A 23,335-nucleotide genomic window follows, 5' to 3' on the forward strand; every position below is an offset into this window, starting at 1 on the left:
GCGGCGATCGCCCTCCGTTTCCGTTGGGACTGCAAAGGTAGGAATCTTTTTTAAACCTCCAAATTTTATTTTAAAATATTTTCGGAGAAGATTGCAGAGGATAAAATCTATCGGATAAAACCGAAAAAACAATCCCTCTTTCTACCTTATGTCATCGTTCCGAAGAACCGTCCCTCCCTCGCGGAGTGGTGCAAAGATAGGGACTTTCAGACCACATTTCAAAGACATCACACAAACTATTTTACACAATAAACCATAAAACACTGGAACATTGAACGATAAAATTGAAAAAAGAAAACAAATAGGCACCATGGACTGCACAAAAGGCGGGATTATGCTATAATCAGCCAGGATTACTATGGATTTAAGCAAGGCATAACAGAGCCTTTATAGTGTTTTACCTCTATGACCCCTCTACAAACCCTCTATTATATCTCTAGGTACCCCCTAGAAAATTTAAAACAGAGACGAAGAAGCAAAGAAGCAATACCATACATACACTATTGCCAACCCCCACCTAGAGATCTATACAAGGCGACGCATGCATTAAGTTGTCTTTGCTTTAACTCCACCAAATCCAATTCACTCTTTAATGCATTACTTTGCGCGGTAATAACCTCCAAATAGGTAGCATACCCACTTTTAAACAATAACGAAGCATTTTTTACGGCAAGTTCTGAATTAGAAACCCGCTCCTGAGCTAAGAGTAATTGTTCTTTCTGCTTTTCTACAGTTATGATTGTATTTGAAACTTCCCCGACAGCCTCCATGACCTGGCGCTGAAAGTCAAGTTCAGCTTTCTCTCGCTCTATCTTTGCCACCTCATACTGATTTTTCAATTTCTTATTCCGAAATACAGGAGCCGTTACTCCACCCGCTATACCACCGAGTAAAGCGCCAGGTATATTAAACCAATTTTTTGCCAACATAGCATTCACTCCAAAAACTCCACTTAAACTTATACTTGGATATCGCATAATCTGCGCTATATTCATTTGAGCATTGGCCGCAACTAGAGCATACTCGGCCTGTTTGATATCCGGTCGGTTCCGTATAATATCCAAAGGACTCCCTAGAGAAATATCTTGATCAAAGTTGATAAGACTATCATTTAATGTACTACTTCTATATACCGCAGCAGGCATATCTCCGACCAGCATTCTCAAAGAATTTTCTTGAATTGTAATTTCCTTTTCTAGATCCGGGATTAGCGAAGCCGCAACCAATCGTTGTGACTCGGTCTGTTGGATGGCCAATGCTGTAATTTCACCTGCGTCAAACTGTAATTTTATCATGCGCAGCGTACTATCATTCAATTGCAGATTCCTTTTAGCGACTTCAATCTGTGCATCCAACATCAATAGATTAAAATAACCTGTAGCAATATCCGCAATAAGCTTCGTCTGAATTGCCGTTTTAGCTTCTTTCGTATCCATCCAGCTCGCTTTCAAAACATCTCCCTCTTGTCCTATCCTACCCCAAATATCCAGCTCCCAACTAAACTCAAGCCCCGTAGCATATTGTGATTGATATTTTGCCATAGATTCTGGTGCCTTTTCTCCTTTTTGTTCATACCACTTGGATGAAGCAGAACCATAAAAATCCTTTGAACGGTATTGTTGATTCACTGTCGCAATATTGGCATCTACTGTAGGCAAATAGTTCAGCTTATTTATTCTCAGATTACGGTTAGCAATCTCTATATTCTTTAAAGCAATCCGCATATCATAATTGTGAGAGAGCCCACTATCGATCAAAGTAATCAGATTGCTATCATTAAAGAAGTTTCTCCATTCAATTTGACTTAGCGAAGCGTCTCCTTCACTTGTTGTTTCAGCTGAACGGAAGGAAGCTGGTATATTTAAATTGGGTTGCTTATACTTTTCCCCAACCTTACAACCCGTCAGAATAAAAAAAATGGTAAATAAATATAAAACTGCTTTTATTGACATATTATTCATAGTTAATCCTCCTCCGACTTAAATTTCAACTTGACTCGCTCATCCAATGTTTTGAAAACGACAAAAAGCACCGGGATAATAAAAATACCGAAAGCTACCCCTGCCAGCATACCACCTGCGGCACTAAAGCTAATAGAATGATTACCAATAGCCGACGGCCCGACAGACCACATAAGAGGGACCAAACCTGCTACAAATGCTAGAGATGTCATTAAGATTGGTCTCAATCGCAACTTTGCACCTTCAATAGCGGCATGATATACACTCATTCCCTTATCTCGCTGCTGAACAGCAAACTCAACAATAAGAATTGCATTTTTTGCCAACAATCCTATTAACATAATCAGTCCAACCTGCACGTAAATATTATTTTCTAAACCAGCCATTAGAACGGTAGCGAAAACACCAACTAATCCAACAGGAACAGAAAGCAAAACTGCCCATGGCAAAATATAACTTTCATACTGCGCAGCTAATAAGAAATAAATAAACAAAATACTCAAACCGAAGATGAGTACAGTCTGTGATCCTGATTTACTCTCTTCATAAGACATTCCGGTCCATTCATATCCAAAATTCCCCGGCAACTGTTGAACCGCCAATTTTTCTATTGCCTCCATCACATCTCCTGTACTATAACCTGATGAAGGGCTAATATTTACCGTAATGGCGTTGTAGAGATTATATCGTGCTATGGTCTCTGGCCCGACTACCTTATTGAGCGTCATTAATGTACCAACAGGAACCATCTTTCCTTCTTTATTACGGACGAAAATGGAGTTTAATGACTCCGGATCTGTACGATGCTCAAAATCAGACTGCATATATACCCGATAAGTACGTCCAAAACGGTTGAAATCTCCTGCACTCACACGTGCAAAGTACATCCGGATTGTATTCATCATTTCTTTAATGTCTACCCCCATACTTTTTGCCTTCACCACATCAATGTCTGCTTCATATTGTGGAAAATTAGATTTAAATGAGGTATAGGCATTATCAACCTCTTTCAATGCATTGATTTTATTAATAAAGGAATCCGCAACAATATCAAAATCTCGAATATCTCCTCCCAACCTGTCTTGGAGAACTAACTCTACACCGGCAAAATCACCAAATCCTTGCACTGTAGGCCTTGGAAATACTTTAAATGTCGCCTCATTGATGACCGACAAGTCTTTACGAACGGTATCCATAAATGCATTTATATTCTTAATTTCTTTTCGTTCTGCATGTGGTTTCACGTTTATGTACCCAGCTGCAAACGCAGGGCTAGTCCCTCCTCCCAAAACATTAAAGCCTGAAACAGTAGTCATACCAGCAATATCCTTTCGCTTTTGTAAAATACTATCTGCCTGACGTAGGACAGCAGTGGTTCTAGACAAAGAAGCCCCCGGAGGCATTGCCAAGGAATACGTAACAAAACTATCATCCTCAGTAGGAATAAAACTCTTTGGCGTATAAAACAAAAACAGTACGCCTATTACAGTAACTAAAAGCAACCCACCGAATGCAATTTTCTTATGTCCTATTAAATATTTTACACCAACAATATATTTGTCCGTAAACCTGTCAAACGAAGCATTGAAAGCGTTGAAGAATCTTTGCTTATACTTTTGTACTTTATTTAGATCTTGTTCGGCTTCAATATCCTTAACATGAATCGGTTTTAAAAGCAACGCGCATAATGCAGGTGATAAAGTCAATGCGTTGAAGGCAGAAATCAAAATAGCGGTAGCAAGCGTATATGCAAACTGCCTATAAAAAATGCCAACAGGTCCTTCCATAAATCCTACCGGTAAAAATACGGCTGCCATCACCATCGTTATAGACAATATCGCTCCTGTAATCTCAGACATCGTCTGCACGGTAGCCTCTTTTGCGCGCATTCCAGTCTCATGCATCTTTTGATGAATCGCTTCCACCACAACAATTGCATCATCGACCACAATACCAATCGCCAGCACCAGCGCAAACATTGTTAATACATTAAGCGAAAAACCAAACAGACTAAGGAAAAAGAAGGTTCCAACTAGAGAAACAGGAATTGCGATAGCAGGTATCAAAGTAGATCGAAAATCCTGTAAGAATATAAACACAATGATAAAAACCAAAATAAAAGCTTCAAACAAGGTGGTTTTCACTTGATTAATAGATTGATCTATCTGATCTCTAACGCTATAGGAAATCTCATAATGAATTCCCTCGGGAAAAGATTTGGACAATTCTTCGAGAACTTTCCGAACCTCAATATCAATCTGATGCGCATTCGAACCACTCGTCTGTGTAATATTCAAAGTCAGCCCCGGGTTACCATCAACTTTATTATCACTTCCTAAATTGGTCGCTCCAAATTCAATTCGTGCAATGTCTTTGAGATAAAGTATGGACCCATCTTTATTTGTTTTGATGACCATATTTTCAAATTCCTCAGGCTTACTGAACCGTCCTTTGTGTTTGATTACGGTTTCAAAGACCTCATCTGACGTCTCACCAAATTTACCTGGAGCAATCTCAAAGTTCTGATCATTCAACGCCTTAGTAACATCCTGCGGAATAATGTCATAAAGTGCTAACTTTTCTGGATTCAGCCACACACGCATAGAATAATCCCGTGCTCCCAACCGGGAAACTTGGGCTACACCGTCCACACGTAGTAGAGGCCGTATCATATTAATCTGCGAGAAAGCCTGTAAAAATGTCTCATCGTATACAGAATCCTGATGATCCGAGAAGATATTTATAGTCATAATTGCACCACTCTGTCGAGGCTGCACTGTAATCCCGTTTTCATTGACTTCTGCAGGTATAGCACTGATTGCTTTTGATATTCGTGTCTGTACATTTACCGAAGCGATATCGGGGTTAGTTCCTGTTTTAAAAAACACCTGTACGGAACCTGAGCCAGAGTTTGTAGCAGACGACTTAATGTAAGTCATGTCTTCTACCCCATTAATAGCTTCTTCAATAGGCAGTAAGACACTCTCCGCAACGGTCTCTGAGTTCGCTCCTGGATAGCTCAATGAAACAACAACACTTGGTGGAGCTATCTCTGGAAACCGGGTAATCGGTAGAGTCTTAAGTCCCACCAGTCCTAAAATCACCAAGATTAGGGACATCACCGTAGCCAATACAGGTTTATTTATGAAGGTTTTTAACATACTGTTTGGATTTAATAAGCAATAGTTTTCAAGCGCCATCAGTTAAGACAGCGCGAGAAACTTTGGTACATTGAAAATTATTGTTGAATTGGGGTTACTGTTGATCCTTCAGTAATCTTATCCAAGCCGGTCAGCAAGACACGCTCGCCTACGGCAAGACCGTCCGCGATGATATAATTATCTTTACTCTTACCACCTATCGTAACAACACGGCGGCGTACTTTGTCTTCCTTATCCAACACATAGACAAAAGTCTTGTCTTGTAATTCACTGGTCGCTATTTGTGGAATCTGGATTACATTTTTCTTTACTTCGGAGATTTTTAGCGTCCCAGTACTTCCACTTCGCAACATGTTGTCGGCATTAGGAAAAGAAGCTCTTAGGGAAATTGCTCCTGTAGTACGGTCGACCTGCCCATTGATTGCGTCGACAGCGCCTTTATTCGTATACTCTTCACCATCCGCCAAAATCAAGACAGCATCTGGAAAGCTGAGCGCATTCCTACTTTTGGGAATTCCATTGATGCTATCCTCTTTAACCTTTAATTTTGAGAAGTATAAAAAATCAGACTCATTCATAGAAAAATACACGTATACATCCTGTACATCGGACAATACAGTCAATGGCTCTTTATCACCTTTACCAACAAGGTTACCTATCCTTTTTGGAATACGACCAATATACCCACTAACAGGCGCTGTAATTATGGTAAAGCCTTGATTAATTTCGGCACTACGGACTGCTGCAGTAGCTTGATCGAGCGACGCTTTGGCCACCTCATAATCAGATTGCGCTGATCGTAAACGAACCTCAGAAATAACATCGTTATCCACCAAGGGTTTCAAACGTTCCATCTCTAAACGGGCATTTTTCAACTTTGCTTTCGCAACATTTTGATTAGCAACACTATTATTCAACAATTCCTGGTAGGCCGATGCATCTACTTTAAATAGCTTTTGTCCCTTCTCGACAAAGGAACCTTCATCAACATAGATTTCCTGTAAAAGTCCCTCTACCTGAGGTCTTACCTCTACGTTTACCTTTCCTTCTATAGTCCCCAAATAAGTCTTAATCGTCGTTGCATCGCTCGCATTAACCGTATATACCGGGAGTGCCAAGGGCTTGGCTGTCACTTCATTCTCTTCGGATCTACCAATAAAACAACTGTAAAATGTAACAATGACTAAAGCTGTCATTGAAACAATTGAAATATAAAAACTCACTTTCCTTTTTCTCATACTACTTAACTAGATTTTAGCAAATTAATAAAACGTAACTGATCTGTTACAGTCAAGAACGCAAAAACAATGCAAGTTTGGGTCCTCCCTTCCCTCTTTTAACAGTCTTTAACAGAATAAAAAGACGCATTCTGTCATTAATTTGCATAAAAAAAGACTCTCCAGTTTTGGAGAGTCTTTTCATTTCCAATGATTTAAACCCCTATTTCCATCCACCACCTAGGGCTTTATACAAGACAACTTGGTTTAGCATCTTTTCTTTCAATACATCCACCTGAGCTTCCTGTGCTCCTATAACATCTTTTTGTGCCGTTACAATATCCAAATAATTGACTCGCCCGGCAATGAAAAGCTCTTCGGCCGCAATAATCGCAGATTCTAAAGCTTCCACCTGATTACGAACCAGGACTTCGCGCTCTTCGATAGCCCCTTGTGTATGTAGTGCTAAAGAAATTTCATTCACTGCATTCAAAATGACTTTTTCATACTCCAAAAATGCTATTCCATAATTTGCTTTCATAACCTCATACTGCGATTTCAGCTCCCGCTGTCTAAAAATTGGCACCGTGACGCTACCTAAAACTCCGTAAGCTACAGATTTATCCAAATTGAAAAGCTGGTCTATACTAAAAGTCTGTAATCCAAAATAGGGACTGATTGCGACAGAGGGAAGAAAAGAGAGTCTGGCAACTTCCAAATCGCTAAAATTACCCTGCAACTCCAATGCCGCCCTACGGATATCAATACGGTTATTAAAAAGTAAATCTATATTTCCAACATGTAACTCTTGGAATATCTCATGATTTGGGACATGCTCTTTTGTCCTCCCAATAGGCTGATATACCCGTCCTAAAAGTTGGTTGATCTGATGCTCGTATCCAATTATTTCTTGCATTGCCAAAGCCCTACGCGCCTTGGATTCTGCCAGAATAGATTTAAACTGCTGTACCCCTAACTCGTCAGCACGACCAGCTTCTTTTTGGGCTTCAATAATACTTAAAGCCCGCTCATGCAATAGTATATTCTGCTCATACACCTTTACTTTCTGATCCAATGCTATCAATTCAAAGTATGCTGCAGCAACACTGCTAACCAATTCAGTTTGTAACAACCGCTTAGTTTCGCTTTCGGCTAGCAACCCTAGAAAAGCAGCCTCTCTTCTATTACGTAATTTCCCCCATAGATCTATTTCCCAAGATGAACGCACACCTACGAAATAATCTGGAATGAACGGCTCTGGGATTCTTTCATCTGATGTGAGATTCTCCGAAAAATTCGAGTCATAGTTACCGATACCAGACTCCGTATAATGGCCATATTTCCTAAGTCCAGCTTCTACAGCTACATCCAATGTTGGTAACAATGCTGCCTTACGTTGTCTAAAATTAGCTTGCGCCACCTCAATACGATGAATAGCCTGCTTGAGATCTCTATTATTCACCAAAACAGTATCGATGAGACCTTTCAAATGAGGATCAGAAAAGACCTGCTGCCATGGAATATCTCCTAAGGAAATACTGTCTGCTAATACCGTTTGAGCATCAACTTTTACACTTTCACTTAATTCAGATTTAGTGACCTTCTTAGGAATGCTACAAGAAGACACCAACAACAAAGCTGCTAACACGGCTACTATCTGACCTGTTTTTTTAGGTTTATTACGTTTTGAAAACAAAACCACTAACCCAGGAATTACAATAACCCCTAGAATTGTACCAATTACCATACCTCCTACTGAAGCTGTACCAATAGTCCTGTTACCAACGGCACCTGCACCATTTGCCAACATCAATGGAATTAGTCCCGCTGCAAATGCAAACGAAGTCATTAAGATTGGACGTAATCTCGCCACAGCTCCTTCTACAGAAGCTGTAAAAATATCCATCCCCTGCTTGTATTTCAGGTTGGCATATTCTACAATTAGAATGGCATTTTTACCTAACAATCCGATGAGCATCACTAATGCTACCTGCGCATAGATGTTATTTTCAAGGCCAAAGATTTTCAAGAAGATAAAAGCTCCAAATATTCCTGCTGGTAAACATAAGATAACGGGCAATGGAAGAAGGAAACTTTCATATTGCGCTGCCAAGAGCAGATACACGAATACAAGACAGAGTAGAAATATATATCCAGCTTGGTTACCCGATATTTTTTGCTCTCTAGTCATCCCAGACCATTCAATTTCATATCCTTGCGGGAGATTCTCTGCTATACGTTCTACCGCTTCAATGGCCTGCCCCGAACTAAACCCGGCAGCAGCTTGCCCCGTAATCATGGCAGAACTAAACATATTGTACCGAGTGATCTGTTCTGGACCATATACACGCTTCATCGTCATAAAAGAAGAATAAGGAACCATCTCTCCGTCTGCAGTCTTGACATATAATGCCAATACATCTTCTGGTTTTTGACGGGAGAAGGCATCTGACTGAACCATCACTTTATACATCTGTCCATAACGGATAAAGTTGGTAGCATACTGACTGCCCAAGAGAGTTTGTAAGGTATTCATCGAGTTTTCCACAGAAATACCTTTTTTGGCCGCTAGATCGTAATCGATTTCAAGCATGTATTGTGGAAAATTAACGTCAAAAGTAGTACTCGTACTTTCGATTACATCGTCGTTGTTTAGCTCTTTAATGAAATCATTCAGTACCATACTGGTTTTTGAGAGATCTTCATTACCACTTTTGTCCAACAAACGCAGTTCAAATCCAGAAGAGTTACCGAAGCCAGGAACTGTTGGTGGCGGGAAAAACTCTATTGTTGCATCCGCAATATGATCGGTCTTCTCCCTAAGAATCTTCATCACATCATCTACACTTTCGTCACGTTGATCCCATGCCTTTAAGTTGATCATTCCCATACCGTAGGATGCTCCCGAAACCTCGGTCACAATACTATATCCTGCTAACGTAGATACAGTCTCTACGATATCCAACTCTCGAGCAATCATATCCACTTCATCAAGCACCTTTTCGGTACGATCTACTGTAGCTCCTGGAGGTGTAGTCACAGCTACATAAATCATCCCTTGATCTTCTGTTGGGATAAATCCAGTAGGTAGGATAGCTGCAGAACCCCAGGTAAGAACAAACATCAAGGCTAAGGCCCCTAAGGTAACGACTCTCCGTCCTGCTATACGTGTCAATAAATTTTTATAACCTCCTCCTATTCGATCATATGCGGCATTAAAGCCTTTAAAAAAACGAGCTAACAAACCATTACTTTCCTTCTTATCATGGGGTGATTTCAAAATCAAAGCACACAGGGCTGGTGTAAGCGTGAGAGCATTAATTCCTGATATAACAATAGATGCTGCCAATGTCAGTGAAAACTGTCGATAAAAAATACCTACCGGTCCTGAAAGAAAAGCAACAGGTATAAATACTGCTGACATGACAAGCGTAATTGCAATTACTGCACTCCCCACTTCTTTCATCGCTGCAATGGTTGCCTCCAACGGAGGAAGATGTTCGTCCTCCATCTTGGCATACACAGCTTCCACCACGACAATACCATTATCGACAACAATACCGATAGCTAAAACTAAAGCGAAAAGAGTCAAAAGGTTAATAGAGAATCCCATCATTTGCATAAAAAACAAGGCTCCAATCAAACTGACAGGAACTGCAAGAATCGGAATTACGGTAGCTCTAAAATCCTGAAGGAAGATAAATACAACCAAGAACACGAGAATAAAAGCTTCCAATAGTGTGATAAGAACGCTAGATATCGAAGCATTAAGGAATCTCGACACATCATATCCCATGGTATAAGTCATTCCTGGAGGAAAGGTTGCTCCTTTTAGCTCTTCCATTCTATCTTTTACACTCTGAATTACATCCTGCGCATTTGATCCGGGCAACTGCTTTAACATGATGGAAGCAGAAGGCCTACCGTCTGTCTTCGATACCATTTCGTAATCTAAAGAGCCAAACTCAACATCAGCAATATCCTTGATACGAATTATTGAGCCATCTGTGTTTGCCCGGATGGGTACATTTTCATACTCACTCACCTCAGTAAACTTACCTGGATAGCGGAGTACATATTGCTGCATATTTATGGCCTTATCTGAACTTATTCCGGTCTGACCTGGCGCTGCCTCTATATTTTGCCTTCTCAGTGCTGCAACAAGTTCTTCTGTGGAGATAGAATAAGCAGAAAGCCTATCGGGTTTTACCCAAATGCGCATTGCATAATCTTTCATCCCCATAATCTGCGCAAAACCGACTCCCTCGATACGTTTCAGTTCTTTAAGAACATTAATATCGGTAAAGTTGTAAATGAATCTCTCGTCTGCCGTCTCATCATCTGTATAAAGATTGAGGTACATCAACATACTATTCACCTCCTTCTCGGTCGTAACTCCCGCTTTGATTACTTCTTCGGGCAGTTCGTCCAATACAGTAGTGACCCTATTCTGAACATTGACTGCAGCAATATCCGGATCAACCCCCACCTTAAAGAAAACCTGAATCAATGTAGTACCATTATTGGTAGAGACACTATTCATATAGGTCATTCCCGCCACTCCGTTGATAGCACGCTCCAAAGGAATAGCCACAGCATTGGTACTTACCTCGGCATTGGCTCCTGTATAATTGGCTGTTACTACGACAGAGGGTGGAACAATATCAGGGAACTGTGTAATCGGCAATGTAAATAATGCCAACAACCCTAAAAGGGTGATAAAAATTGAAATCACCAGTGATAATACTGGCTTTTTAATATACGTTTCAAACATCTAAATCGCCTCCGTTTCTAGTTATTAATCGGTTTAGGCTGTATACTCATGCCATCTCGCAAAGACTGTACGCCTTCAAAAACGACTTTCGTGTCTGCAGGCAACCCATCTTCTACAACATAATAATGTCCAACACGCTGACCATTCTTAAATGGCATCATCTTAACTTTGTTACCTTCTACCGCGTACACGTAAGCTTTGTCCTGAATTTCAAATACAGACTTTTGATGTACGAATGTAAGATTTCCTGTTTGTGTCGGCACTCCAATACGTCCAGAAGCACCATGCTTCAATAAGCCCTTGCGATTATCAAACTTCGCCCGCAAAGAAATAGATCCAGTACTAGCCTCAAACTCACTCTCGACAATCTCAGCGACCCCAGTATAAGGATATACCTCACCATTGGCTAATATCAAGCGCACCTCTTGTTGGAACTTATTCCTATTAAAGGAGGAGTCTGACGCAATAGCAAGATATTCTGATTCAGAAATATTATAATAAACATTGACCTTTTCTAGATCAGAAATAGAAGTAATCAACGCACCTTCACTCAATAAAGACCCTTCTTTGAGCAAAATCCGGTCAATACGACCATCAAAAGGCGCTCTAATCTGCGTATGGCTTAATTTAGTTCTAGCTTGGTTCAAGATGGCATCAGCTTCCTGCACTTTTGATATAGCGGCTTTAAGTTGTACTTTGAGTAAATCCTGCTCTGTGGTACTAATGATGCCCTTTTGCACCAACTTGGCTGTTCTTTCTAATTCCAGCTCTACTTTCTTAACCTCAGCTCTTGCAGTATTTAAACCTGCCTCTGCGCGTGCAAAGTCTGCCTTGTACTCTTCATCATTAAGGCCGAAAAGAACCTGTCCTTTTCTAACAAAAGCCCCCTCATCAACATAAATTCTATTTAAAAACCCAGCTAGTCTCGAGCGAAGCTCTACGTTTCTTTGGGATTGAATATCAGCAATATACTCTTTGTATATAATGGTATCCATCTGTAAGAGACCAGTCACCGGGACTACTTTGGCTTGATCCTCAGATTTATTTTCATTGCTGCTAGCAGTACAGGACGCGGCAAATAACAAGCATCCAAATACTGGATACATGAGTTTATTTTTCTTCATAGCTAATTATGAGTGAATTAAATAATAAAAATCGATAACAATAATAGCTTCCAATGAGAAGTTGGACTAACCTCACAAGCAATTATTAGATAAATAAGATGGGATTAAAAAAAATTAGAATGGTCGGTATCTATACAGGAATGTATAGTACCCAGGTAAGCAAAGTCTCTTCGATTCATAGCGGGGATGCTTTAGTGTTTTGGTAAAGAGAAATAGCTTTCGTAATAACCAAAAAACAAGAAGAATCGTAGGGAGTACACCTAAAGAAAGAAATAGAATACGATAGTCGTCAAAGAAAATTTGTGGAACAGTATCCTGTTGCTCAGAGTCTGTAGTATCTAGAATCTCTTCTAAGACGACTTCGAGAAAGGTTTCCCCAGAAACTACAGGCCTAAAGTCTAATATATTGCAGTACTCCACCTCATAACAGAGGACATTGAGGTAGCCAAAAAGTGCTAAAAAATGTAGTATGCGCAACATATGATGCAAATATAGAAAAGCAAATTGCGGAAAGATGCAGCACTCTGTAAAAAAAGTGTTATGAAAGTGTTACATATCTTATGTTCAGACTTTCCTATGACAATTGGTCCCTTGCTATGAATAAGCAGTCAATAAAACTACTTTTTAAAGACCCAGTACTTTTGCAAAGTAAAATTAAATCCTAGAGACACGATTAATTCAACAATTCCCTTCGACAACAAAAAATGGAGACCCCAAACATCCACCAAAAAATGGATACCGGTAGATTTGAGAAAGATACTTCCTGCCACTACGATAATAAATTTCCAGAGTTGGTTTGCTAAAGGAACTGTCGTATTATTAAATGACCAATACCTATTAATGGTGAAATTAACAACAGCTCCCAAACTACCGCTCACGACATTAGAAAAAGGAGCTGAAATCAATAAAACTTTATAACAAAAGGAATAGATACCAAAATCGACCAATCCGCCCACAAAAGCAGACAACTGCGCCTTTAAAAATTCCTTAAGCTTGAACGCCATTAGCTTTTTCTTGTTCAGCTTGCTGTTTAGCTAGTTTTTCTTCTTTATCCTTGGCATCACCTACGGCAAGCAGTTTTATTGTATCACCAACATTAATAAAAAACAATATAATACAAATCCCCAATACACTATAATCGAGGGAACCTTTGAAAAGAACCTCTATTAATAATACAAGACAGACTACGACCCTTATTTCTGTAGGACCTAATAATCCTGCATCAATTGTATATTTATCGGTGATTCGGTATCGCAATTGCGATATAATCATCGCCCAACCGTACAACGCAACCAAAGCAAAACCTAGGTACTTAAAATCTCCAACCGTGTATAGCACATATCCAAGTCCAATAAACACTGTACTGACCCAATCCATTACAATGTCCAACGCAAAGCCATACCACTTTCTTGATTTATTACGATAATAGGCGATACGACCATCTAATGAGTCTCCAAACCACTGAATAAAAAAACCTGGTATCGCCAATAGCAACAAATCCCGATCTACATACTCCGCTAATAAAAAACTTACTAAAATAATGAGGGATCCAAAAAAACCTATTGCTGTCAATCCATCCGAAGTGAGCCAATCTGGTATACGTGGCACCAAATAACTAATGAACCGCTGCTCAGGATTACTTAATATGTTAGTACGCTTTCTGTCTTGAAACAGTTTCTTGTTGATTTTTTGCTCGCTCATATCTCTCTTTATTACAACCAATTATTTGATTTATACCATAACAACGTTTCCCTCAGTCCGGATGACAGGTCATACTTAGCCTTGAACGCTAAATCACTCTGGGCTTTTTCTATATTGCACCCCCAATTTTCCGCAGTGAGCTCCGCCAATCGCTCAGGGTATAAAACAGGAGTTTTTTCCGATCGTGCATAAAGTGACTGCGAAAGTTTAGCGACAAAAGCCACTAGAGCATAAGGAATATGCAGACGAAAAGACTTTTTATTAAACGTACTTCTAAAAACATCAGCCATGGCATATCTCGAATAGACCTGACCATCTGTGATATTATAAAACTGCAACCCTTGCTGTGGTTGTGTACACGAATCAAGAATAACATCTACAAGATCCTTGACATAGACAAAGCTCAACTTTTGAGGTTTGCTTCCAATGTAAGGATCAATTCCTTTACTTAAGGTATCAAAGAGAATAAATAAATCCCGCTCACGTGGTCCATAAACTGCCGTAGGCCTAAGTACTGAAATAGGGCTATCAGCAAAGTTAGCCTTAATCATATCTTCCGAAGCCTTCTTACTACGACCGTATACAGTCAAAGGGTTGTAAGGAGTATTTTCTGTAATTAAAAATGGGCTATCAAAATCAATTGGACCAACTGCGGCTAAGCTACTCACATACACAATTCTTTCTAAAACACCCTTTAATGCCAACGAAGCTTTTAAAATATTTTCGGTATACCCGACATTAACCTTCAACATATCGCTTTCGCGCTTTGATTTGGTCATCGCCGCGGCATGTATGATATAACTGTACTGTTCTTGCTGGAATAAAGAGGCTAGCTCGTCAGAATCATCCATATTCGGAAACACGAATTTATCGACAGCATGTTGAATAGCATCGATCTTACTGGTTTTCCTTATGGCGGCGTGAACCTCATATCCTCTTCGTCCTGCCTCTTCTACCAGATGAGACCCCACAAAACCACTAGCACCTGTTATAAATACTTTTTTCCTCATATCGCCTTCTCGTATAAACGATAGCGTTTGTATAGTTCGCCATTAATTTGTTCAATGGCGTGATTCATTAAGTAGTTTGTTTCTAACATCCAGGAACATTCCGCACCGCGTATACCAGCAGGCTTAGCATTCCTGATAATCCTTCCGTATAAACAGGCTTCGATTCCTAGTTTCCGATAGCCTTCTAAAACCCCTAACATCAAAACACGTAAGGATTTAATATTCTTCTTACCAAATAGCAATTTAAAAATACCTGTTGGCAATAGCCGACCCCGTTTTATGTTGATTTGGATTTCGTTAACATTCGGAATACCTACCGCAAAGCCGATTATCTCTTCTCCTTTTTCCGCTATAATACAAAAACGAGGATCGACAATCATTTTCAAATCTTTCGCGATATAATCAAACTCTTCATCCGTCATAGGGACGAATCCGAGATTCTTGTCCCATGCTTTATTATACACTTCCCGAATTTTAGCAGCTTCGTTTTTAAAATCTTTCAGGTTGATCGTTCTTAGTTTTATTCCTGATCTTCCCAAACGCTCCTCTAATCTATCCATAAGCTGAACGGCCCGCGTACTTGCAGTTTCCGTTTTCACGTTGTAAGCCAGAAGATCCACTTTCTTATCGAATCCATAATTGCTTATCAATTCTAGATAATAAGGGCTATTATAAGGCATCATCGCCATTGGAGGCATATCAAATCCTTCTACGAGCAGTCCACATGTTTCATTCGTCGAAAGATTTATGGGGCCTACAATATTATTCCCGCCTCTTTCTCTTATCCAACTTAATGCAGCGTCGAACAATCTGTTAGCGACTTCTTGATCATTAATACAATCAAAGTACCCAAACTGTCCTTCCTCCAAATTGTTAATCGAATTGTGCCTATTATTCCATATTGCAGCTATTCTTCCCACAACTTTATTGTCTTTATAAGCCAAAAAAAGTTGTGCTTCCGAGTGTTTATAAAAGGGATGTTTTTGGGGATTTAGCAAATCACTTTGTGCTATAAATAGTTCGGGCACATAATTCGGATTCCCTAAATACAAAGCATGCGGAAAATCTATGAATTCCGCACGTTGTTTTTTTGTTGCTACAGGTATGATTGTTACCATGGCCTTCCTAAAAGTGGATAATATCGTATCTATATAACCTTTTTATAACGCTCAACTTCTAATGCTTTGAACACCTTTGCCATCTTATCAATTGCTTCATCTATCTGATCAAAAGTATGTGTTGCCATGAGAGAAAAACGAATTAACGATTCTTCAGCTGGTACAGCCGGTGCGACTACAGGATTGACGAACACGCCATTATCTTGAAGCATTTTCGTAACGATGTAGGTTTTATCATTGTTACGGACAAAAATAGGTAAGATAGGGCTTTCAGTGTCTCCCAGATCGAAACCATTTTCAATCAGTAATTTCTTAGCATAATGCGTGTTTGCCCATAGTTTCTCTATATGTTCAGGCTCTGTTTGAATAATCTCTAAAGCCTTTAATGTAGAAGCAACAGAGGCTGGCGTCATACTCGCACTAAACATTAATGAGCGTGCTCTATGTTTCAAGTACTCAATTGTGTCTTTGTCTGCAGCAACGAAGCCACCTAAAGATGCCAATGACTTACTGAATGTACCCATGATCAAGTCTACCTGGTCGGTCAACCCAAAATGGCTACCCGTACCGGCCCCTTTTTCTCCGATCACACCTAAACTGTGTGCATCATCACAAAGAATAGCAGCATCAAATTCTTCCGCAACCTTAACCATCTCAGGTAATTTGACAATATCTCCTTCCATACTAAAGATACCGTCCGTCGCGATCAACTTTAAGCTATCTTCTGGGAGTCTAGCAATCTTCGCACGAAGATCTTCCATATCGTTGTGCGCATACTTGATCACTTTGGAAAATGAAAGCCTACTACCATCAATGATAGATGCATGATTTCTCTCGTCTAACAAGATGTAGTCATTCCTTCCAGTAAGACAGGATAACGGCCCTAAATTAGATTGAAAGCCCGTACTGAACAATACGGCAGCGTCTTTACCTACATAATCCGCTAATTTCTCTTCCAATTCTACGTGGATATCCAACGTACCATTCAAAAAACGGGATCCAGCACAACCTGTTCCATATTTTGCCAAAGCACCCTGAGAAGCTTCAATAATACGAGAATCAGTGGTTAATCCTAAATAAGAGTTTGATCCAAACATCAATACACGTTTTCCATCGATAAGGACTTCCGTATCTTGCTTAGATTGGATAGGCCTAAAATAAGCATACAAATCATTAGCTTTAATTGGCTCTAGTTCCTTTTTTAGAAAACTTGATGTTCTTTCACTTAACTTTCCCTTGCTCATGCTATAGGTATTTCTATTTACGCGATTACTATTTAACTTTTTGACCAAACCAAAATAAACGTCAAAATTATGAAATCCATATTAAGATAAACAATTTTCGTTAACAAATGACGTTAAACTAACATTGCCTTAGTATGCCGTTCTCATAATTGTACTCTATCTCTAATCTAGTTGTAAAACGTGCAAACTTACAAAACTTTGCAGTATAAACCACAACCAAAAAGCATATAAATATCATAAAGTTAAATTATTGTTAATAAACAAACAATAGGTTTTGCCATTATCAACCTTCAAATTTATTACATTTGCACTTCAGTTAATTATAGTTATGGCATTATCGTCTCAAATCAATATAAAAAACAAGAGGGCTTCGTTTGAGTACCACCTGATTGACAAGTATGTAGCAGGGATCCAACTATTAGGTACGGAAATTAAATCCATCCGAGAAGGAAAGGCAAATATCAACGACAGTTTTTGTTCATTTCTGCATGATGGGCTCTATATCCGTAACATGCACATTGCAGAATATTCATTCGGGTCATTCTATAACCACGAAGCCAAACGGGATAGAAAACTCTTACTCACAAAAAAAGAGCTTAAAAAACTGAGAGACAAAGGCGAAGAAAAAGGATTCACTATCGTACCTTTACGCATTTTCATCAGTGAGAGAGGCTTTGCCAAAGTAGAGATTGCCTTAGCTCAGGGAAAAAAAGACTTTGATAAACGGGAGACTATCAAAGAAAGGGAAAACAAACGTGAACTTGACCGGGTTATGAAGTACTAAGTCAAGATAAATGCACCTGGTGTAAGTCCTTCCCTATTCTTAAAAATCCGAACAAAATAATTGACATCATTAAACCCTGCTCCGAAACAAGATTCTTTCACACTCTGAGTAATTCTTAAAAGCTCCTTAGATTTGGCTATACGTTGCCGAATGACATACTCCATCGGACTGACTCCTAGTTCTTGTTTGAACATTCTTACCAAACTCGATCTACTCATATTTGCAACCTTTACTAAGATGTCTAATGTTAACTTTTCTGAGACGTGTTTTTGAACAAAATCCTTCAGGTGTTGGAGTACCATATTCGCAGATTTACCCAGTTCCAGCACTAGCATAGACTGTGCCTGCAGCAATCTTATGACTAGCTCTTTGAATGTTAGATCCGCGAGCGCGTTCTTCAACGGATTGGTTCCAGTCATAATTTGAAAAAGCTTATTCAAAAGCTCAGCAAGCTCTGGAGTATTATAAAGATGATACTGTTCACTATCCAACTTCCAATTACCTGAAAGACTCATCTTTGGGTAAAATTCATTAAGATAATCCATTATCCTCCCCATCTTCTCTTTACTTACGGTTAAAGCCGTACATTGTGTTGGATTTCTAAAATCAGCCTCTGGAAAATCAATATTCATACCAACCGAAGCCGGAAGTACAATCATCTGTCCTGGCAAATATTCAAAAGATTGAATATTATTGATATGCATTACCTTCTTCCCTTGTATCATGTTAATCATCACTATATCATCAAACTGCAAAGGCACCTGCTCAGAAGCCTTATAGGTCTCATAAATATGTAATTCTAGATTATCCAATGTAAATGCCCGTCTGTTTTCGACAAGTGTGGATATTTCGCGTTCTTTAGAGAACGGCAACAATTGCACCCTAGTATTATTTATCATATCAAATACTTTATAATTGGCAGTCACCCAAATATAACAAAAATAAAACAAACCAATGGATGGTCTAATAATGCTATGCTTTGAAACAATAATGCTATAGCGTTGAAAAATCGATGGCTAAATTTGATAAAAAGAGATTTCAAAATTAAAAGCTAACAATATGGGTACTATTAAAAGACCAACGTTTAAAGAACGTTATGACAATTACATTGGTGGCAAATTTGTTCCGCCAGCACAAGGAAAGTACTTTGACAACATATCTCCTGTCGATGGAAAAGTTTTCACACAAGTAGCACACTCTACGAAAGAGGATCTTGATATCGCTGTCAACGCAGCTGCAAAAGCATTTGAAACATGGGGAAAAACCTCCGCTACAGAACGCAGTATCATCTTGAACAAGATTGCTGATCGTATTGAAGCTAACCTCGAATATATTGCTGCAGTAGAAACGATAGATAATGGAAAAGCAGTACGCGAAACCCTGAACGCGGATATCCCACTAGCTATAGATCACTTCAGGTACTTTGCTGGAGTAATTCGAGCTGAGGAAGGATCCTTGACAGAACTCGACGCAAACACGGTATCGTTAATTGTCCATGAGCCCATTGGAGTAGTTGCACAGATTATCCCGTGGAACTTCCCTATTTTAATGGCCGTATGGAAACTAGCTCCAGCGCTTGCTGCGGGAAATACTGTTGTCCTTAAACCAGCAGAAAGTACACCAACTTCTATCTTAGTTCTTATGGAACTTATTGGAGACCTTATTCCAGCTGGTGTAATCAATATCGTCAATGGGTTTGGTTCGGAACTAGGCAGAGCTTTGGTCACAAATCCAAAAGTATCCAAAGCTGCGTTTACTGGATCTACCGCCACTGGTCGTCTAGTCATGCAATATGCTACCGAGAACATTATTCCAGTCACCTTGGAACTTGGTGGAAAATCCCCCAATATCTTCTTCAACTCTGTTATGGACGAAGACGATGCATTCTTAGATAAGGCAATAGAAGGAGCCGTTCTATTCGCCTTAAACCAAGGAGAAATCTGTACCTGCCCTTCCCGCCTTCTTATACAAGAAGATATTTATGACCGCTTTATTGCAAAAGTGATTGATCGTGTAAATCAAATTAAGGTTGGCGATCCGTTAGACCCAAGCACTATGATGGGAGCACAAGCTTCAAAAATCCAAAAAGACAAAATCATGTCTTACATCCAATTGGGTAAAGAAGAAGGTGCAGAGGTCTTAACAGGAGGGGATCAGAATAATGTAGGTGCAGGCTTTGAAGATGGTTATTACATTAAACCAACCTTATTTAAAGGGCACAATAAAATGCGTATTTTCCAGGAGGAAATCTTTGGACCTGTGCTTGCAGTGACGACCTTTAAAGATGAAAAAGAAGCAATCGAATTAGCGAATGACACTATTTATGGCTTAGGGGCTGGTGTCTGGACCCGAGATGCACATCAATTGTATCAGATTCCACGTGCAATTCAAGCTGGACGTGTATGGGTAAACCAATACCACTCTTATCCGGCAGGAGCTCCATTCGGTGGTTACAAACAATCGGGAATAGGTCGCGAAAACCACAAAATGATGTTAGGACATTACAGACAGACTAAAAACATGCTGATATCCTACAACAAAGAAAAATTAGGATTCTTTTAACATTAGATAGTGCCTCTCCCTATATTCGAGAGGCACTATCTTCTCTAAAGTTTTTGTTATATGATTTCACGTTTAGATATTACCCCCAAAGCCCTACAACTCGTAGAAGAGCTTGAACAGAAGCATGGCCCTCTTATGTTCTATCAGGCAGGAGGATGTTGTGAAGGTACGCAACCGCAATGCTTCGAAAAAGGAGGTTATTTCCCTCGAATGAACGATGTACTGATAGGCCACATCAAAGACTATGAGTTTTGGATAGATCGCGATCTATTCGAATATTGGCAATACGCACATTTCACGCTAGATGTCCTAGATGGATTTGGCCCAGGAGGTTTCTCGCTCGAAACACCTTTAGGTAAAACATTCAAAATTCACTATCGTTTATTTACCCCACAGGAATTAGAAAATTTAGAGCCTGTAGTCCGTAATAGCTAATCTATATCCAACCCCTGCAAGACGGGAACTGGCTTTTTATTTTCATCAAGTGCTACAAAAGTAAAGAGCCCCTGAATAGCAAGCTCCCGGCCTTCTTCGTACATATGCTCCAGATAGATCTCTACCTTTATCTTTAAACTTGTACGCCCTACACTCTCTACCCTGGCAATAGCTTCAATGATACTTCCAGAAGGAATAGCTTTTTTAAAATCAATACGATCTGTAGATACTGTGACTAACGTTTTGCGACAAAACCTTGTCGCTGCCATAAAAGAGACTTCATCCATTATAGCCATTGCTTTACCACCAAACAGCGTATCGTGATGATTAGTCAAAAAAGGAAAAACCGTTGTACATACACGCGTTTCGGATGCGCTTATCTTTTCTTCAAGTGTCATTTTTGAATAAATTTCCACAAAGGTAGTATTTTATCAACTACCAACTTCAACACCTATCCCTTTTAACAACAATGAAGCATTAAATATCGTACACTTTCCATCCTTCAATTTGTAATCGAACAGCATCTCTCCATTTTCTACCTGAATATCAAAATGGTAATTCTTAAGTACTCCTGCATATTCATCTTGCAAAGATGCCAGTTGTAAATCATGTGTAGCCACCATACCTTTTCCATCCATAGCAATCAATTTTTTGATGATGGCTTTAGACCCAAGATATTTATCGACTGAATTAGTACCTCTTAGCATCTCGTCAATCAACACAAAGGTATCATGCTCTTTTTCTACCAATTCCAGAATAAATTTCATCCGATCAAGCTCGGCCTTAAATGTTGATGTACTTTCATTAAGGTCGTCTTTAATACGCATGTAAGAGACGAGTTTATAAATAGGAAGTTCTAATCTTTGAGCACACACTACTGCTCCGGCATAGGCTAATACTCCATTGATTCCTACTGTACGTAAAAATGTACTCTTACCGGCCATATTCGAGCCAGTAACCAAAGCAATTTTATGATCTTGAGAGTCATAATCGTTTGACACGGCTTTCCCTTCAGGAATCAGGGGATGATTTATCCATTTAGCTACAATTCCATTTTTACTGGTATCATCCAACAAGATTGGAGTAGTCCAATCTGAGTGATTACGTTTTAAAACAGCCAAACTGCTCAGAGCCTCAAAATCAGCCATGATATCGAAAGTCTTGAGAATATTACCTTCATAGCTTTTTTTCCATTTGACAATAGCCAATACCTGCTTAAAGTCCCATAGAAACACAATATTCAGAATAGAGCCTATTAAAATATTATTCCGTGCATCAAGCTTATCCACCAATGCTCCCAAACGACGGAAAGCCACAGAAAGATTCTCCCGCTCATCCGTCATAAGACTAGCCTGTAGAGTTTTGGTCATTTCGGTAGAGAACTCTTCTTCCTCAATCATTTTAACCGCATCAGAATAAGCAATCAAAGTAGCACCTATCTTGTCTATTCGGGAAGAAAAATAACTCACTTTACCTGCCAGTGCAAGTGTCCATCCTAAGTGGGCAATCCCTACTACCAATAATAGGTTCCAGATGGGAGTAACAAACAACGAAAACAACACACCTCCAAGTAAAATATAAGGTGCAATAGGTACATAAAACCGGAGTACCCCTGATCCGAAATCAAGCGCACCATCTTGGAGATATCTGGATAAAAAAGTTCGAATATTAGTTTTTTGCCCCAAGTTAAAAAGAAGCTTTTTCTGTAGATTCTGTACCCACATCCCCTTAGCGCTCAATTCAGCACTAGCCTCTTGTCGCTCCAGAATCTGCACCTTACTCGTAACACCATTAAACCACGACGCTAAACGTTCGACTCCATCTGCTGTTGCAGCCCTGTTGACCTTTGCAAAAAGAGATTTAGGCCCAAAAATATCCAAATCGGATACATACGGATGTTTGCCACTATCATAGATTTCTCCGTCGCTATACATATTGCCCCCTCCATCCATCAAATCGATTTCATTTTGATTGACACGCAAGAAGGCTTGGCATTCTGCTTTTGCTTTTTCCAATCGACTCTGCCTAAGGACTAAATAAGCAAACAACAGCACAATAGAAAAAACAGTAATCATCAACAGCCAGATATTATTCTGTTGAAATACCTTAAAAAGAGCTCCGCCACCGATCAGGATAACTCCCAATCGCAACAAGCTATTTGTATTGATTTTTTTCTCCAAAGAGGAAAGCTCTAAACTAGCCTGTTGTATGTTGTCTTGATAAAGGTCTCTCATGTTAAAGTTT

At 39.5% G+C, this 23,335-nt stretch carries 17 protein-coding genes; 3 read left to right on the forward strand and 14 right to left on the reverse strand.

Features of this window, described 5'->3' with window-relative positions; all coding sequences use genetic code 11:
- Window positions 1–500 precede the first annotated feature (500 nt).
- The 11 genes from CLV99_RS18140 to spt form a co-directional block, all read right to left on the reverse strand.
- Window positions 501–1,952 carry an efflux transporter outer membrane subunit gene (locus tag CLV99_RS18140; RefSeq protein ID WP_246032800.1) on the reverse strand — a complete coding sequence of 484 codons (1,452 nt, stop codon included), beginning with the start codon at window positions 1,950–1,952 and terminating at the stop codon, window positions 501–503.
- Window positions 1,953–1,963: 11 nt separating this feature from the next.
- Window positions 1,964–5,122, reverse strand: coding sequence for an efflux RND transporter permease subunit (locus tag CLV99_RS18145; RefSeq protein WP_133585928.1), 3,159 nt, complete (start codon window positions 5,120–5,122; stop codon window positions 1,964–1,966).
- A 77-nt stretch (window positions 5,123–5,199) separates the two neighbouring features.
- Window positions 5,200–6,360, reverse strand: a complete 1,161-nt coding sequence (locus CLV99_RS18150; RefSeq protein WP_133585929.1) for an efflux RND transporter periplasmic adaptor subunit — start codon at window positions 6,358–6,360, stop codon at window positions 5,200–5,202.
- A 202-nt stretch (window positions 6,361–6,562) separates the two neighbouring features.
- Entirely contained in the window at window positions 6,563–11,113 is a 4,551-nt protein-coding gene (locus tag CLV99_RS18155; RefSeq protein ID WP_133585930.1) for an efflux RND transporter permease subunit, read from the reverse strand.
- A gap of 17 nt (window positions 11,114–11,130) precedes the next feature.
- Window positions 11,131–12,237 carry an efflux RND transporter periplasmic adaptor subunit gene (locus CLV99_RS18160; protein ID WP_133585931.1) on the reverse strand — a complete coding sequence of 369 codons (1,107 nt, stop codon included), beginning with the start codon at window positions 12,235–12,237 and terminating at the stop codon, window positions 11,131–11,133.
- A 114-nt stretch (window positions 12,238–12,351) separates the two neighbouring features.
- A complete protein-coding gene (locus CLV99_RS18165; protein ID WP_133585932.1) occupies window positions 12,352–12,717 on the reverse strand; it encodes a hypothetical protein in 366 nt (121 codons plus the stop codon).
- A 137-nt stretch (window positions 12,718–12,854) separates the two neighbouring features.
- Window positions 12,855–13,241 (reverse strand): GtrA family protein, encoded by a 387-nt coding sequence (locus CLV99_RS18170; RefSeq protein WP_133585933.1) that lies wholly within the window; start codon window positions 13,239–13,241, stop codon window positions 12,855–12,857.
- Window positions 13,225–13,938: a CDP-alcohol phosphatidyltransferase family protein gene (locus CLV99_RS18175; protein WP_133585934.1), complete on the reverse strand. Its 714-nt coding sequence runs from the start codon at window positions 13,936–13,938 to the stop codon at window positions 13,225–13,227. The genes CLV99_RS18170 and CLV99_RS18175 overlap by 17 nt, the downstream gene beginning before the upstream one ends.
- A gap of 11 nt (window positions 13,939–13,949) precedes the next feature.
- Complete coding sequence (locus CLV99_RS18180) at window positions 13,950–14,948, reverse strand: NAD-dependent epimerase/dehydratase family protein (RefSeq protein ID WP_133585935.1); 999 nt, start codon at window positions 14,946–14,948, stop codon at window positions 13,950–13,952.
- Window positions 14,945–16,066 carry a hypothetical protein gene (locus CLV99_RS18185; protein WP_133585936.1) on the reverse strand — a complete coding sequence of 374 codons (1,122 nt, stop codon included), beginning with the start codon at window positions 16,064–16,066 and terminating at the stop codon, window positions 14,945–14,947. Before CLV99_RS18185 ends, CLV99_RS18180 begins: the two co-directional genes overlap by 4 nt.
- 29 nt (window positions 16,067–16,095) lie before the next feature.
- Complete coding sequence (gene spt, locus CLV99_RS18190; RefSeq protein WP_133585937.1) at window positions 16,096–17,310, reverse strand: serine palmitoyltransferase; 1,215 nt, start codon at window positions 17,308–17,310, stop codon at window positions 16,096–16,098.
- 328 nt (window positions 17,311–17,638) lie between these two features.
- Between spt and smpB the strand changes: the two genes are divergently transcribed.
- Window positions 17,639–18,094: an SsrA-binding protein SmpB gene (gene smpB, locus CLV99_RS18195; protein ID WP_133585938.1), complete on the forward strand. Its 456-nt coding sequence runs from the start codon at window positions 17,639–17,641 to the stop codon at window positions 18,092–18,094.
- Here smpB and CLV99_RS18200 read toward each other — a convergent pair.
- The gene (locus CLV99_RS18200) at window positions 18,091–18,993 is read right to left on the reverse strand and encodes an AraC family transcriptional regulator (RefSeq protein WP_133585939.1); all 903 of its coding nucleotides are present in this window, start codon (window positions 18,991–18,993) and stop codon (window positions 18,091–18,093) included. The genes smpB and CLV99_RS18200 overlap by 4 nt on opposite strands.
- A gap of 160 nt (window positions 18,994–19,153) precedes the next feature.
- Between CLV99_RS18200 and CLV99_RS18205 the strand changes: the two genes are divergently transcribed.
- Both CLV99_RS18205 and CLV99_RS18210 read left to right on the forward strand, forming a co-directional pair.
- Entirely contained in the window at window positions 19,154–20,656 is a 1,503-nt protein-coding gene (locus tag CLV99_RS18205) for an aldehyde dehydrogenase family protein (protein ID WP_133585940.1), read from the forward strand.
- A gap of 60 nt (window positions 20,657–20,716) precedes the next feature.
- On the forward strand, window positions 20,717–21,091 hold the full coding sequence (locus CLV99_RS18210) for a DUF779 domain-containing protein (RefSeq protein ID WP_133585941.1): 375 nt from the start codon (window positions 20,717–20,719) through the stop codon (window positions 21,089–21,091).
- On the opposite strand, the gene CLV99_RS18215 is transcribed toward CLV99_RS18210, so the two are convergent.
- Window positions 21,088–21,489: an acyl-CoA thioesterase gene (locus CLV99_RS18215; RefSeq protein ID WP_133585942.1), complete on the reverse strand. Its 402-nt coding sequence runs from the start codon at window positions 21,487–21,489 to the stop codon at window positions 21,088–21,090. The two genes, CLV99_RS18210 and CLV99_RS18215, sit on opposite strands and share 4 nt — an antisense overlap.
- A 33-nt stretch (window positions 21,490–21,522) precedes the next feature.
- Entirely contained in the window at window positions 21,523–23,325 is a 1,803-nt protein-coding gene (locus CLV99_RS18220; protein ID WP_133585943.1) for a MutS-related protein, read from the reverse strand.
- Window positions 23,326–23,335: the final 10 nt, after the last annotated feature.

The sequence above is a fragment of the Sphingobacterium yanglingense genome (assembly GCF_004363245.1).
Classification (GTDB): Bacteria; Bacteroidota; Bacteroidia; order Sphingobacteriales; family Sphingobacteriaceae; genus Sphingobacterium; species Sphingobacterium yanglingense.

Coding starts and splice junctions, on each gene's coding strand:
- smpB (WP_133585938.1), top strand. CDS start 17,639: ATGGCATTATCGTCTCAAATCAATATAAAAAACAAGAGGGCTTCGTTT.
- CLV99_RS18145 (WP_133585928.1), bottom strand. CDS start 5,122: ATGTTAAAAACCTTCATAAATAAACCTGTATTGGCTACGGTGATGTCC.
- CLV99_RS18210 (WP_133585941.1), top strand. CDS start 20,717: ATGATTTCACGTTTAGATATTACCCCCAAAGCCCTACAACTCGTAGAA.
- CLV99_RS18205 (WP_133585940.1), top strand. CDS start 19,154: ATGGGTACTATTAAAAGACCAACGTTTAAAGAACGTTATGACAATTAC.
- CLV99_RS18220 (WP_133585943.1), bottom strand. CDS start 23,325: ATGAGAGACCTTTATCAAGACAACATACAACAGGCTAGTTTAGAGCTT.
- CLV99_RS18175 (WP_133585934.1), bottom strand. CDS start 13,938: ATGAGCGAGCAAAAAATCAACAAGAAACTGTTTCAAGACAGAAAGCGT.
- CLV99_RS18160 (WP_133585931.1), bottom strand. CDS start 12,237: ATGAAGAAAAATAAACTCATGTATCCAGTATTTGGATGCTTGTTATTT.
- spt (WP_133585937.1), bottom strand. CDS start 17,310: ATGAGCAAGGGAAAGTTAAGTGAAAGAACATCAAGTTTTCTAAAAAAG.
- CLV99_RS18215 (WP_133585942.1), bottom strand. CDS start 21,489: ATGACACTTGAAGAAAAGATAAGCGCATCCGAAACGCGTGTATGTACA.
- CLV99_RS18155 (WP_133585930.1), bottom strand. CDS start 11,113: ATGTTTGAAACGTATATTAAAAAGCCAGTATTATCACTGGTGATTTCA.
- CLV99_RS18140 (WP_246032800.1), bottom strand. CDS start 1,952: ATGTCAATAAAAGCAGTTTTATATTTATTTACCATTTTTTTTATTCTG.
- CLV99_RS18200 (WP_133585939.1), bottom strand. CDS start 18,993: ATGATAAATAATACTAGGGTGCAATTGTTGCCGTTCTCTAAAGAACGC.
- CLV99_RS18170 (WP_133585933.1), bottom strand. CDS start 13,241: ATGGCGTTCAAGCTTAAGGAATTTTTAAAGGCGCAGTTGTCTGCTTTT.
- CLV99_RS18150 (WP_133585929.1), bottom strand. CDS start 6,360: ATGAGAAAAAGGAAAGTGAGTTTTTATATTTCAATTGTTTCAATGACA.
- CLV99_RS18165 (WP_133585932.1), bottom strand. CDS start 12,717: ATGTTGCGCATACTACATTTTTTAGCACTTTTTGGCTACCTCAATGTC.
- CLV99_RS18185 (WP_133585936.1), bottom strand. CDS start 16,066: ATGGTAACAATCATACCTGTAGCAACAAAAAAACAACGTGCGGAATTC.
- CLV99_RS18180 (WP_133585935.1), bottom strand. CDS start 14,948: ATGAGGAAAAAAGTATTTATAACAGGTGCTAGTGGTTTTGTGGGGTCT.